This is a genomic window from Pseudohalocynthiibacter aestuariivivens (assembly GCF_018457175.1).
Classification (GTDB): Bacteria; Pseudomonadota; Alphaproteobacteria; order Rhodobacterales; family Rhodobacteraceae; genus Pseudohalocynthiibacter; species Pseudohalocynthiibacter aestuariivivens.
In genome coordinates this window covers 244,766-257,379 of record NZ_JAGFNU010000001.1, presented here as the reverse complement: position 1 = coordinate 257,379, position 12,614 = coordinate 244,766, and the positions used below count along the sequence as shown (strand labels likewise).

Here is a 12,614-nt window from a genome sequence, read left to right as displayed (position 1 = left end):
GCCTTGGGTTCCCAGAAGACAAAAGGCGCAGCAGAGGACTTTCAAAATTACTTCGACCAACTTACGAGGTCGAGGTTAAACCTATCCAAGAAGCGAGCCGCAATCGCCAGGTCGTTGAAATAGAATGCGCTCGCTTCTATCCCCGGAATTGAATCGCTGTTCCAGGCGAAGTTGTCTCGTCCTGCATGTTCAAGCAGCCATTCGTGGATTTCTGTGTACTGACGCCCGTATCCGTCTTCAGGCACCTTAACCCGAATACGTATTGGGAACGCTTGTTCGTCTTTGGCTTTCTTGGGGGAGCGGGAACGAGTTCTCATAGGGAAATCTGTATCAGCAGGAAACGCTTTGTTTCAACATAAGCTATATATCCTTAGGTTGTATTACGGATACACAACCGCATGATTGATTTCACTATCCCTCAGAACCGCAGGTACCGCCTCGGTGTCCCGATGCTCTTGGTAGAGCTTGCTGCGCTGCTATGGCTCGCATCTTGGCTTGCGTGAACGAACCTGCTTTCGAACAAAGTGTAAAACTGCTGCCAAACGCCACTTGATATAAATCAAGTACGAGAAATGAATGACCTGTTAGCGATGTTGTGGGGTGCTTAGGCTTGCGGGTTTCGGTTGCGCGTTCTCCGCTGGCTGTCCGTCCGACATTGTCTAAGCGCCCTGTCCCTTTTCCAAACAGCAACATTGAAGCTTAGGCGCCCGATAGAGTTGGTTAAGGTGCGCACAGGTCAGACATTTGCCATGCAATTGTTCAACGACTGCTCTGCGGGTGTGGATTCAACAGATCGCCGCAACACAGGCTTCAAATTTCTCGGCTGGTGTTTGGTAATGCAAGGTCTTTCTTGGCCGTTCGTTGAGTTGGCGCGCCACGGCGCTGAGTTTAGCTTGACTGTAGGCCGACATATCTATGCCGCGCGGGAAGTACTGCCTGAGAAGCCGATTGGTGTTTTCATTGCTACCGCGTTGCCATGGCGATTGAGGGTCGCAGAAGAAGACGTCGATTTTGGTGGCCATTGTGAACTTCGCATGGCCGGTCATCTCTGAGCCGCGATCCCAGGTCAGCGACCGATAAAGCTCCTTGGGCAGTTTTCGCGCCTGCTTGATCAGGGCGGTGATAACGCTTTGCGTGTCCTTGTTCGCGACCTTCGCCAGCATCACAAATCGGGAATGCCGTTCGACCAGCGTGGCAATATAGCTGTTGTTGGCACCGACGATCAGGTCACCCTCCCAATGCCCCGGCACAGCGCGATCCTCGATCTCAGGTGGGCGTTCGCTGATCGGGATAGCATCCTTGATCTTGCGCAGCTTCAGCCCCTTTTGCGTCGCATGTCGTGACCGTCTAATGGCACGAGGACTGCGCAGGCATTGCTGCAGCTCTTTCTTCAGAACGCCGCGGGCCTGCACATAAAGGCTGCGATAGATCGTTTCGTGTGACACGCGCTGCTGCTCTTCGTCAGGGTTCTTGCGCTTTAACCAGCCTGCGATTTGCTGAGGCGACCACTTCAGCCGCAGCTTCCGCGTGATCAGTGCGCACAAGGGTTGATTGAAAGAGAGCTTACAGGCTTTGGACCGTTTTGCGCAGTCCCAGGCGCGTTGGTCGGACTGCGCTGCACGATAATCCTTGCGTCCACCGTTTCTGCGAACTTCCCGACTGACGGTCGATGGCGCACGTTTGAGATTGCGTGCAATAGATCGCAGAGAACGCCCGACTGCCAACCCACGGGATATTTCTTCGCGTTCCTCCAAGCTCAATGCAAGACGTGATCTGCAGCGCACAGGTGGTCGAATGCCACCGGTCAACGCCAGGTGCGGAAAGATCGACGAAGAAGCTCGATCAAACTTACGCCCAATCGAACTCAGTGACTCTCCACGTTGCCACCGATCCCACATCTCAGACTTCTGTTTGTCCGTATAAAAGGTCCGCGTCCGGTACTTCATCATCAACACTCCATCTTTACAAAAAGATTAAAGTGTTGCGACCACCCGTTGAATCCACAGGGACAATCCTGCCGTTCGACTTAGACACTACCAAGACTGTTGTTGGACCATGCACCACTTGACGTGGATCAATGCTCTCGCCTCAGTATTCCACGACTATCTATTGGTGATGGATAACCTAATACTGATTGCGGTCATCGTGATCGTTTACGTGCTTGGCTCGCCCCTCTATTTGCTCAGGCGGCAGCGCAGGCATGAACGCGACATGGAGAAGGTCAGCCGCAAGCTTGAAAGCGCAATAACGGAACTGCAGCGCGTTTCACAGCAACTAAAAATCAGTCCCGAAACCGAGCCAGAAACGGACCAGACCCGATCCGAGGAGGAAGATACCCGGGAAGTAGAACCAGCTCTGGTCGGGCAGGAGCCGGATGAAGAAACCGAGATTCAGCCACCCGTTCTGGTTGGCGCGGAACCACCCGCTACAGTCACCGAGGGCGGCCCATGGGACGCCAGAACGCAGCCGGATGCCCCGAAACCCACGACAAAACCAAGTCGTGGCGTAGAAGAAACTCTGGCGTCAAAGTGGCTCATCTGGATCGGAGCAATTGCCGTTGGCCTCAGTGCCGTGTTCCTGTTCCGCTACGCTGTTGATCAGGGTTGGCTCACACCACTAACGCGGGTGCTTCTTGGCCTCATTCTCGGAGGGCTGCTGCTGGCCGCCGGCGAGTGGACCATGCGCAACCCGGTGAAAGCGGTGCGGCGGGCAGTGAACCCCGATTATGTCCCGCCGGCACTGACCGGCTCGGGTATTTTCGCAATATTTGTCTCGTCCTATGCCGCCCACGCTATGTTCGGGCTGCTGACAGCGGGGACCGCATTTGTAGTCCTTGGACTTGTCGCCTATTCCGCTCTCGTCCTGTCCTTACGCCAAGGACCCTTTGTTGCACTTCTCGGGTTTCTCGCGGGTTATCTTGTACCGGCGCTGATCGAGATGCCCGTGACACAGTCGGCGCCTCTTTTCGTCTATCTCTTTGTGCTTTCCGCCGGATGCCTGCTTGTAATGGTTTGGCGTAAATGGTGGTGGTTTTCGTATCTGACCCTGGTCGGTGCTTTTCTGTGGCCGATCCTCTATCTGTTAGAGAGCTGGACGATGAGCGATCAGGGTGTCTTAGATGCCTATGCGCTGGGGCTCGCCGTGCTCTTTGCGCTGCTCTCGACGGGTCTGCCTATAAAACGCCCTCAAATACCTCTGTGGCGTTGGCTCATTGAAATGTTGGCCGATACCTCTGGTCTGGGTTTCACTCTCTCAGGTTTGCTGCTCCTGTTGCTTGCAAACGCAGCAGAATTTAACGCAGCCGCGTTTTATTTTATAGGCTTTTACTGCGCATCTGCACTACTGATGGCGTCGAGGCGTGCAGCGCTAGAAAGTCTGATCATAGTCGCTGCTGCGATTTCACTAACCGCGGTTCTCTTCTGGCCCGAACCAGCCAGCGTAACCCCGGCGCTTGGGGCGCAAACGCTTCCCGAACCCGGTTTTGGTCCTTTCTCAGTGCCACCTGAGTACAGCGTTTATTCTGTCGCTCTCTGGGGGCTGGCCGTGCTCTTTGGCGGAGGCGGATTTATTGGATCGCAAAGGGGCAGGACACCGGTTGTCTGGACGGGCGTTTCGACGCTCATGCCTTTGCTTTTTTTCTGTATCGGTTACTGGCGTGTTGGCAAACTGGAAACCGACATATCATGGGCCGCAGTCGCTGCTGGCCTTGCGGTGCTTTTCTCAGCAGTAGCAGTTGCGAAAGCGCGACAAACACGCGACGGTCGAAGCGACCTGATGGTCGCATTCTACGCGGCGGGAGCGACGGCTGCTATTGCGCTGGCTTTCAGTTGCCTGCTGCGCGAGGCCTGGCTGACTGTTGCCCTTTCTAGCGAGACCCTTGCCCTTGCTTGGATATGGTCACGTACGCAATTGTCAGAGCTACGCTCAATTGCCATGGCGGTGACTATCGTTGTCATCGTGCGCCTTGTCGCAAATCAAGAGATACTGGAATACCAAGGCGATTTCCTAAAAATATTCGGATGGGTGATTTACGGCTACGGTATTCCGGCAGTGGCCAACTTACTCGCTGCCCGGATATTCGCTCGCTCCCGTGTCGATGCGGCCGCGACAACATGCGAGATTGCCGGTGTCGGCTTCGCATTTCTGATGGTTGCTCTGCAACTGAAGCTATGGACCTCAGGCGGCATTTACACGCCATCATGGCTATGGCGCCTGTTTGATCAGTCGGTTCAGACCCTCTGGTGGATCGCTGCCGCTGGTCTTCTGTTATTCGAAGCCCGCCGCAGCGGGCGGAAGTGGCCGTATCCCGCCGGTCTCGGACTCCTGGCTATTTCGGTTGTTGTTGTTTTTCTCAGCCATGTGTTCACCCTTTCTCCGCTACTAACCAACGAATCTGTGGGCTATTTTCCTTTGATGAATTTGCTCGGACTTGCATATTTTCTGCCAGCTGTTCTTTTCTTTTTTATCGGTCACAGCAATCGCTTTAAGTTGGCGAATAATCTCCGCTCACTTTTTCAAGGAGCGGCTGGCGTCTTAATTTTTATCTACATTTCGCTCGAAACCCGAAGGGCCTTTTGGGGCACAAACATTGGCCTCTCGGGAAGCACTGAACCTACCAATGGCGAACTCTACGCCTATTCCGCAGTCTGGATCGTTTTCGCACTTTGTTTGTTATTTATAGGCATCGTTCGCGTCTCGGTGCCGTTGCGCTACGCATCACTGGCTGTTCTGATGGTTACAGTTGCAAAAGTTTTCCTGCTGGACATGTCAGACCTGAGCGGGCTTTTCCGTGTTGCATCCTTCTTAGGACTTGGGCTGACACTGATCGGGATCGGACGGGTCTATCAACGCTTTGTATTTCGACCTGTAGTCAGTGATCAGGCGTCTGATTCAGATTGAGCAACTGTACAACCAGCGTTCCACTTAAGTGTCGTCATTAGTTATATACAGCAGTGCCGCGTTGCACTTAGAAGCTAAGTCCTCTTTGGGCTCCTACCAGCCGTTCGCTGCGGTTGGGGCGAAAGGCCGATTTGTTCAGTGGCACTTCATGGGGTGTTAGGTTTTGACGCCTTCTTATAGGCGGTCAATTCGGTGGTCGAATTTTGCAAGTAGGTGTACAGAAAGGTGGACGAAGTTTCATCAAAATCTAGGATTTTATTATAAAACAATAGGTTATAATGAAAGTATGGTGCACCGAGAGGGATTCGAACCCCCGGCCCCCTGATTCGTAGTCAGGTACTCTATCCAGCTGAGCTATCGGTGCGCCCGGCGTGACTTAGCTCTGCTCGCCTCGCAATGCAAGAGCGAATTCACGAAGAAACTGCATCTAATGCACTGTCACCCTTTGGTATACGTATCGCAAATTTCGTTCCGGTGTGATCACTGGCCAAGAGATCAAGCCGTCCACCGTGGCCACGAGCAAGTTCTGCCGCGATGGCAAGACCGAGGCCAGTGCCGCCCTTTCGGATGCCGCCTTGAAAAGGCGTAAACAGATGCTCACGCGCTTTTGGTGGTAGCCCAGGACCGGTATCAGAAACTGTGATAAACCATTCTCCGTCATCTTCGTCCGCCTGAACAGATATCTCGCCATCTTTTCCTGTTGCAACAATCGCTTGTCGCGCGTTGCGGATGAGATTGGAAAGAACCCTATGCAACTGATCGCTATCGGCGCGCAATTCCATCCCTTCCGGAACGTCCTGGCTGAAACGTATGCCGCATTCGCCAACAGCCAGTCGTTCGCCTTCTATGACATCACGAACAATCTGGGCCACATCGATCCGTGAAAGAACCGGCGCTGGTTCTTCTGCCTTTCCAAAGGTCAGGGTGCTTTCGCAAAGGTGTACGGCACGCGAGATTGAATTGACGAGCTTTGGTGCAGACCGTTTTACCGTCGGGTCATCACTGCTTTCCAGACGGTCCACCATTAACTGCGCAACGGTTAAGATATTGCGCAGGTCATGACTTACTTTTGCAACTGCACCACCAAGTTGCGCAAGCCTGTCTTTTTGTTTCAACGACTGGGTCAGCTCCGTCTGCATGGATTGAAGCGCATTTTCGGCTTCGCGCAATTCAATGATATTTGCGCTGGGATTAATGATGGTACGCGCATCTTCTGGCGATGCCGCGTAGGATTGCATCGCTGTAACCACGCGGCGGATTGGCAAGACGAGCGTGCCCCTTACCGCCATGAACAGCAGCGACGCCGTGATTGCGGAAATCACTGCGGACAAAAGTAAAATATTGATACCATAATCAAGCATTGCAGATCTCAGCGGGCCGGATGCCATTGTTATCTCAATCAGCAAACCACCCTGCCGCACGGGCTCACCCAACACACGAATGACCCTGTCTTGTCTGTCGAGAATACGCATAAGAGCATCGCGAATAAGTTCGTAGGCACCCGCATCGCGCAAATCAAAGGTTTGAAAGACTGGTCCGGGTACTGGCGACGAAAGCATCAACTGGCGCGTATCATCACGCCGCAGTACGACGTTGAAAACGCCTGCGTTCTCCAAAAGCTCAGCCTCAAGCGCCTGATCAATCATGTCGTCTGCTAAAACGGCAAGCGACGCTATCTGCGCGCGCTCTAAACGCAAAAGCAGATAGTCCTCTCGGAACCGCGCGACCGACGGTACAAAAATCAGCACCTCAGCGAGCATGACAAACAAAATTGTCAGCAACAAGAAGCGCCCAGAGAGGGAATTAAGAACCATACCAGCCCCTCACCGCCCTTTTAAGGCAGCCACCTTTGAACAAATCTGACAATCCGTTTTACCTTCGGATTGTCAAACAGCCGCGGCGTATAATATGCCCCCGCAGCACGTTTGTTAACTTCGCCCAGCGTTGGATAAGGCGCAACCATATTCGCGACAGCACCAATCTTGAGCTTATTCGCGATGACCAGCGCCCAGACTCCGATAAGCTCTCCTGCCTGCGGCCCGGCAATCGACGCTCCAACGGGCCTTCCCTTTACAATCATTACTTTGATCAAACCCTGTGTTTTACCTTCTGCGATTGCACGGTCATTGCCAGAAAACTCAATCCGGGTCACTTCCAACAAATCGCCATGCGTTTCACGCGCCTGCGCCTCGGTCAGCCCGACCTGCGCAAGCTCTGGCTCGGTGTAAGTCGCCCAGGGAATGTGATCTACGCGCACCTTCGACGGCAGACCGAACAACATCGACTTTATTACAACTCCGGCATGATACCCGGCAACGTGCGTAAACTGGAGCGGGGATGCAACATCGCCCACTGCATAAACGCGCCGATTGGTGGTCCGAAGGCTATCGTCCACCTTGACGCCACCACGATGCGTTTCAACACCGGCAGCATCCAATTTGAGCTTTTCAAGGTTTGGCTTACGACCTACGGCCATTAACAGATGTGAGCCTTTAAAGACCCGCCCATCCTTGACCTCGACTTCAATCGCACCGACTTTGCCTCGTATTTCTGCGGCCATTGCATCTTCTGCAATCTCGATTCCTTCGGCCCTCAGGTTTTCCAACACGATCTCGGCCAGTTCAGGGTCATCCTTGCCAAGCGCTTTCATCCCCTCAATCACAGTGACCTCAGAACCAAGGCGCCGATGTGCCTGCGCCATTTCCATGCCAATCGGGCCACCGCCTATAACCAGCAAATGTTTCGGTTTCTCTCGCAACTCAAAAATTGTCTCATTGGTTTCGTAGGGAACTGAATCCAAACCTGGAATGGGAGGAACAAAGGGGGATGACCCCGTCGCGACCACAAAACGACGCGCGGTTATAACAGTGTCGCCCGCCTGAACTTCGGTTGGCGAAATAAATTGCCCATATTCCGAAATGACCTTCACACCCAGCCCTTCGAATCTTTCAACAGAATCGTGTGGCGCAATCGTGCCAATCACCTTTGCAACGTGATCTTTGGCAGCTCCATAATCGACTTTGGGTGTAATTGGTGACACGCCGTAAGGTGCCCCGGTTTCCATAGCATGCGCCGCCTTACCAGCAGCAATCAGCGCCTTTGAGGGAACACAGCCATAGTTCAGACAATCGCCACCCATTTTGTGGCCTTCTATCAGAACCACATCAGCCCCCATCTGAACCGCGCCCGATGCTATCGACAATCCACCAGAGCCTGCACCAATGATGCAGATATCCGTTTTTATACGGTTCATTTTCAATGTCCTTGTTTTTTGGATAACGCTTTGATCATGATCGGCAACGCGGCCAGCACACAAAGTCCCAGGATCGGCAACAGAACTTTAGGCTCAAAGATAATGCCAAGATCAGGCGTCTCACCCTGCTCGAACACCTCTCCTAACCCGGCACCAACTGAAGTATAGACGATACCGCCCGGGATAATTCCGAGGAAGGTTGAGATCGCGAAACGATGAAGCGGAACACCAACAAGCGCAGGCACCAGATTAGCTACAAAGAAAGGAACCGCTGGAACCAGACGGATCAGAAATAGCACCGACCACTGGTTTTCATCAATTCCGTCCTTGATCTTCTTAACAGCGCCTTCTGAGCTTTCCATTTTTGCAGCCAGTCGCTCACCCAAACCCCAACGAGCCGCCAGAAAAATGGCGATAGACCCCACGGTTGCGGCAGTTACATTGAACAAGGCTCCCGGAAACACCCCAAACAGAAAGCCACCTGTTAAGGTTGCGATCGTCGCACCGGGCAACGAGAACCCGACAATAATGATGTAAGCCCCAATGAACGCCAGTGCTGTAAGAAGGTAATTTGCGTCACGAAATGTCAAAAGCATTTCGCGGTTCTCACCCAAAGTTTCAAAGCTCAGATAGTCTCGCAGCGTAAACGCCCCGATGACCGCCACGCAAGCGATGGCAATTAACGGCAAGCGCCGCTTGAGATTTGAAGGCGGCATCGGGGTTTCGCTCATATCGGTCATCTTTTTGTAGTCCCGTCAGGGGTTTCATTGAGCACAACATGCGCTGCGAAACCATCAGACGGTAGTGTGATCACGCGTCCTTGATCAGTGGTGAAGCAATGTTTCAGTCGAGCAAAGGTTTTACACCATCACTGAAACATATATTGTGGTTCTTGGGCGAAATTGTTGCATAAAACCTTTCACCAGAGAATTGACTTATGCCATGCGACCCCCTAAAGACCGGGCTTCGAATACATTTGGTCTTCGAATCCATCCGGGATTGCAGACCTACTTTGACGGAGACGGACGATGAAACGCACTTTCCAGCCATCCAATCTGGTTCGCAAACGGCGCCACGGCTTTCGTTCGCGCATGGCGACCAAAGCTGGCCGTAAAATTTTGAACGCACGCCGCGCCAAGGGCCGGAAGGTGCTTAGCGCATAAGCGCAGCCAAAAGGCTAACGGATATGACACCGCCGGAGACACGCGCAGCAGGCCAATCGCCAATCGCTGCGGCAGGGTCCCCGGCGGTTTCCGTTTGTCTGAAGGTATTGCGCAATCGTGCGGACTTTCTTCGCGCAGCGCGCGGATTGCGCAAACCGATGCCAGGCTTTCTTCTTCAGGCGCGCAAACGGGTACCGGACGAAGCCCCGGATCACGTCATTCGCGTTGGTTATACCTGTTCCAGGAAGGTCGGAAATGCCGTTGCCCGGAACCGGGCCAAACGACGCTTGCGCGAAATCGCTCGCGTTTGCCTTCCCGTATCAGGACACCCCGGATGGGATTACGTATTGGTCGGGCGCCCGATGGCGACGGCCAATCAGCCATTTGCGGACCTTTTGACTGATCTCAAAACAGCACTCGCCATCATTCACCAAAAACAAAAATGACGTTGCTCGCACATATCTTCGCCCTACCGGTGCGTGCCTACCGTTTGATCTTTTCACCCTGGGTCGGCCACAACTGTCGGTATCAGCCAACCTGCTCGGCCTATGCTTTAGAAGCGCTGGAAAAACATGGTGCCATTAAAGGCGCAATACTTACTGCCCGCCGTATTGGGCGTTGCCATCCTCTTGGCAAAGAAGGGTACGACCCGGTGCCGGACCCCGAAAACCCAGAGAAGTAGATAATAGGCCTGCAAATTGCGTCTCCCCCTTCAGGGGGATCAAGGGGGTTTTACCACTGAAAACCTTGCGGGCGTCGCCCGCGCCATTTAACACCATCCAAGTTATCCAAATCCGGTGTCCCGAATGCTTGACGACCTCGACGATATTCACCCGCTGTTTCACGGCGCGCCTTCTACGACCGAGTTCAAGAAGCTGCGCAAGCGTATCGTGCGCAATACCCGCGAAGCGATAGAGCAATACGGCATGATCGAACGTGATGCCCGTTGGCTGGTGTGCCTGTCTGGGGGCAAGGACAGCTATACATTGCTGGCCATCCTACACGAACTTCAATGGCGCGGTGTGCTTCCGGTGGAATTGCTTGCCTGCAACCTTGATCAGGGACAGCCCGGATTCCCGGCAACTGTTTTGCCGGACTTCCTTGAGGAAATGCAGGTCCCACACCGGATTGAATACCAAGACACCTATTCCGTTGTTATGGACAAAATTCCTGAAGGCCGCACCTTTTGTGCACTCTGCTCGCGCCTGCGTCGTGGCAACCTTTACCGGATCGCCCGCGAAGAAGGGTGTTCCGCTGTTGTGCTGGGCCATCATCGCGATGACATACTTGAAACGTTTTTCATGAATCTGTTTCACGGCGGTCGGCTGGCAACAATGCCGCCAAAACTGTTGAACGAAGAAGGCGATCTTTTTGTTTATCGACCACTTGCACATGTGGCCGAGGCGGATTGCGCAAAATTCTCGAATGCGATGAATTATCCCATCATCCCCTGCGATCTTTGTGGCAGTCAGGACGGTCTGCAACGTCAGCAGGTCAAACAAATACTCGATACCTGGGAAGCCAGCAGCCCCGGACGCCGTCAAGTCATGTTCCGTGCGCTGATGAACGCGCGCCCGTCGCATCTGCTTGATCCAAAACTTTTCGACTTCGAAGGGCTTCAACGCAACAAGGCAGAATTTGAAGAAAATGCTTTGCAGCCTCCTCGCCTGCGTTAACCGACAGATGAGGAACGCAACGTAAGATTCGATCCTGAACGCCGCAGATTTCGACGGTGAAAACAGGATACGAGACTATGCGGATTTCATTCGGCCCAGCTAGACAAGCTTTTTCTGACCTGTTCACTGGTTCACACACTTATGTGTTTGTCCCGGCCTTAACTTTGGGAAGCTTTTGGTTAGGAGGCGAAGCTGCGCTTGTAGGCGTTTCTCTCCTGCTTCCAGTTTTTTTCGCAGCAGCGTCAGGCTTTTCCGAACGACCAAATGAAAAGCAAACTCGACAAGACGATTTTAGCAGGCCTGCATCGCACGAAGATGTGTGTCAGGCGCTTGAAACGGCTTTCTCAGCAGCGCCAAGGACCGGTCGAACACCTGCCTGCCTCATAGTCCAACTCGATGATTTTGACGTTTTAAGAAAACGATTTGGCCTCAGAGCCTCGGAAGATATCCTCTGTCAGTCAAACAACAGAGTCCGCACTGTCCTTCGTGACAGGGATATCGTTGCCCAGGTGGAGAAAGCTCGCTTCGTCATTGCTCTGGCACCTGTTCAGCGCGCGGATTTGGAAGCGCTCCTTCAAATTTCTGGGCGCATCCAGTCTGCGATTGCCGAGCCATTACTCATAGACGCCGCGACCATTTACCTGTCTGCGAGCATTGGGTTTTGTATCGCGGGCGACGCACCCGAAAAAACCAGTGAACCACTGCTTGAAGCTGCGGATGATGCGCTCGCTGAAGCGCGGCTAAATGCAAACGGTGCGATCCGGGCCTATTCGCATGAAATGCGGAACAAAGCGCGTTTTCCCAATGTCATGAGTGACAATGTTGAATGCGCGTTTGAAAACGGTCAAATTCAAGCTTGGTTCCAACCACAACTCTCGACCGATACAGGACGGATCACTGGTTTTGAGGCACTGGCACGGTGGTGCCATCCGGAACGTGGTGTAATTTCCCCTACGGACTTCTTACCTGCAATCGAAAACTCAGGTCTTTCTGAACGCCTGAACGAGGTAATGCTTTTCCATGCCCTGACGGCTTTGAAATCATGGGATGAGGCAGAATTAAATATCCCGTCTGTTGCGGTTAATTTTTCCAGCCAGGAACTTCGCAACCCCAAATTCGTTGATAAAATTAAGTGGGAACTCGATCGATTTGATCTGGCGCCAGAACGCCTCTCGGTCGAGATTCTGGAAACTGTCGTCGCTGGCCCGGGCGACGATACGGTCTCGCGCAATCTGACAACTCTGGCAAATCTCGGATGCGGGATCGACCTTGATGATTTTGGGACGGGTCACGCTTCGATTTTGAACATTCGTCGTTTCGCTGTCGGGCGCATTAAGATCGACAGATCCTTCATCACCCATGTTGATAAAGATCAAAGTCAGCAAAGAATGGTTTCGGCCATCCTGTCCTTAGCTGAACGGCTGGAACTGGAGACTTTGGCCGAAGGTGTCGAGACGATCGGCGAACATGCAATGCTATCGCAACTTGGCTGCAGCCACGTTCAGGGGTTTGCTGTTGCGCGACCCATGTCATTTGAAGACTCGCTACCCTGGATAGAAAGACAATTGGCAAAACTATCCGCGCCACCACGGTTTGGCCGTTACATCGGCTGAAAGATCGTTC

11 protein-coding genes and 1 tRNA gene are annotated in these 12,614 nt (G+C 53.2%); 6 read left to right on the top strand and 6 right to left on the bottom strand.

Annotation, left to right across the window (positions count from 1 at the left end):
- Positions 1-47: 47 nt before the first annotated feature.
- Together J4E70_RS01310 and J4E70_RS01305 are read right to left on the bottom strand one after the other, a co-directional pair.
- Positions 48-317: a hypothetical protein gene (locus tag J4E70_RS01310; RefSeq protein ID WP_213887256.1), complete on the bottom strand. Its 270-nt coding sequence runs from the start codon at positions 315-317 to the stop codon at positions 48-50.
- Positions 318-785: 468 nt separating this feature from the next.
- A complete protein-coding gene (locus J4E70_RS01305) occupies positions 786-1,946 on the bottom strand; it encodes an IS30 family transposase (RefSeq protein ID WP_213887750.1) in 1,161 nt (386 codons plus the stop codon).
- Positions 1,947-2,064: 118 nt separating this feature from the next.
- On the opposite strand from J4E70_RS01305, the gene J4E70_RS01300 reads away from it, so the two are divergent.
- Positions 2,065-4,899: a DUF2339 domain-containing protein gene (locus J4E70_RS01300; protein ID WP_213887255.1), complete on the top strand. Its 2,835-nt coding sequence runs from the start codon at positions 2,065-2,067 to the stop codon at positions 4,897-4,899.
- 287 nt (positions 4,900-5,186) lie between these two features.
- On the opposite strand, the gene J4E70_RS01295 is transcribed toward J4E70_RS01300, so the two are convergent.
- From J4E70_RS01295 to J4E70_RS01280, 4 genes are all read right to left on the bottom strand, one after another.
- A tRNA-Arg gene (locus J4E70_RS01295) sits at positions 5,187-5,263 on the bottom strand.
- A gap of 46 nt (positions 5,264-5,309) precedes the next feature.
- A complete protein-coding gene (locus tag J4E70_RS01290; RefSeq protein WP_213887254.1) occupies positions 5,310-6,713 on the bottom strand; it encodes a sensor histidine kinase in 1,404 nt (467 codons plus the stop codon).
- Between the two features lie 20 nt (positions 6,714-6,733).
- Positions 6,734-8,152, bottom strand: a complete 1,419-nt coding sequence (locus J4E70_RS01285; RefSeq protein WP_213887253.1) for a dihydrolipoyl dehydrogenase family protein — start codon at positions 8,150-8,152, stop codon at positions 6,734-6,736.
- 2 nt (positions 8,153-8,154) lie between these two features.
- On the bottom strand, positions 8,155-8,892 hold the full coding sequence (locus J4E70_RS01280; protein ID WP_246531556.1) for a TVP38/TMEM64 family protein: 738 nt from the start codon (positions 8,890-8,892) through the stop codon (positions 8,155-8,157).
- 288 nt (positions 8,893-9,180) lie between these two features.
- Between J4E70_RS01280 and rpmH the strand changes: the two genes are divergently transcribed.
- The 5 genes from rpmH to J4E70_RS01255 all read left to right on the top strand — a co-directional run bounded on the left by rpmH (position 9,181) and on the right by J4E70_RS01255 (position 12,604).
- Complete coding sequence (gene rpmH / locus J4E70_RS01275; RefSeq protein ID WP_213887252.1) at positions 9,181-9,315, top strand: 50S ribosomal protein L34; 135 nt, start codon at positions 9,181-9,183, stop codon at positions 9,313-9,315.
- A gap of 23 nt (positions 9,316-9,338) precedes the next feature.
- Positions 9,339-9,761, top strand: a complete 423-nt coding sequence (gene rnpA / locus J4E70_RS01270; protein WP_213887251.1) for a ribonuclease P protein component — start codon at positions 9,339-9,341, stop codon at positions 9,759-9,761.
- Complete coding sequence (gene yidD / locus J4E70_RS01265; protein ID WP_213887250.1) at positions 9,758-9,997, top strand: membrane protein insertion efficiency factor YidD; 240 nt, start codon at positions 9,758-9,760, stop codon at positions 9,995-9,997. The genes rnpA and yidD overlap by 4 nt, the downstream gene beginning before the upstream one ends.
- A gap of 124 nt (positions 9,998-10,121) precedes the next feature.
- Complete coding sequence (ttcA, locus tag J4E70_RS01260) at positions 10,122-10,991, top strand: tRNA 2-thiocytidine(32) synthetase TtcA (protein WP_213887249.1); 870 nt, start codon at positions 10,122-10,124, stop codon at positions 10,989-10,991.
- 77 nt (positions 10,992-11,068) lie between these two features.
- Complete coding sequence (locus tag J4E70_RS01255) at positions 11,069-12,604, top strand: putative bifunctional diguanylate cyclase/phosphodiesterase (RefSeq protein WP_213887248.1); 1,536 nt, start codon at positions 11,069-11,071, stop codon at positions 12,602-12,604.
- Positions 12,605-12,614 lie beyond the last annotated feature (10 nt).

What these genes read in the sequence shown, in the direction of transcription:
- J4E70_RS01310 (WP_213887256.1), bottom strand. Translation starts at nt 317, where the DNA reads ATGAGAACTCGTTCCCGCTCCCCCAAGAAAGCCAAAGACGAACAAGCG.
- J4E70_RS01305 (WP_213887750.1), bottom strand. Translation starts at nt 1,946, where the DNA reads ATGAAGTACCGGACGCGGACCTTTTATACGGACAAACAGAAGTCTGAG.
- J4E70_RS01290 (WP_213887254.1), bottom strand. Translation starts at nt 6,713, where the DNA reads ATGGTTCTTAATTCCCTCTCTGGGCGCTTCTTGTTGCTGACAATTTTG.
- J4E70_RS01285 (WP_213887253.1), bottom strand. Translation starts at nt 8,152, where the DNA reads ATGAACCGTATAAAAACGGATATCTGCATCATTGGTGCAGGCTCTGGT.
- J4E70_RS01280 (WP_246531556.1), bottom strand. Translation starts at nt 8,892, where the DNA reads ATGACCGATATGAGCGAAACCCCGATGCCGCCTTCAAATCTCAAGCGG.
- rpmH (WP_213887252.1), top strand. Translation starts at nt 9,181, where the DNA reads ATGAAACGCACTTTCCAGCCATCCAATCTGGTTCGCAAACGGCGCCAC.
- rnpA (WP_213887251.1), top strand. Translation starts at nt 9,339, where the DNA reads ATGACACCGCCGGAGACACGCGCAGCAGGCCAATCGCCAATCGCTGCG.
- yidD (WP_213887250.1), top strand. Translation starts at nt 9,758, where the DNA reads ATGACGTTGCTCGCACATATCTTCGCCCTACCGGTGCGTGCCTACCGT.
- ttcA (WP_213887249.1), top strand. Translation starts at nt 10,122, where the DNA reads ATGCTTGACGACCTCGACGATATTCACCCGCTGTTTCACGGCGCGCCT.
- J4E70_RS01255 (WP_213887248.1), top strand. Translation starts at nt 11,069, where the DNA reads ATGCGGATTTCATTCGGCCCAGCTAGACAAGCTTTTTCTGACCTGTTC.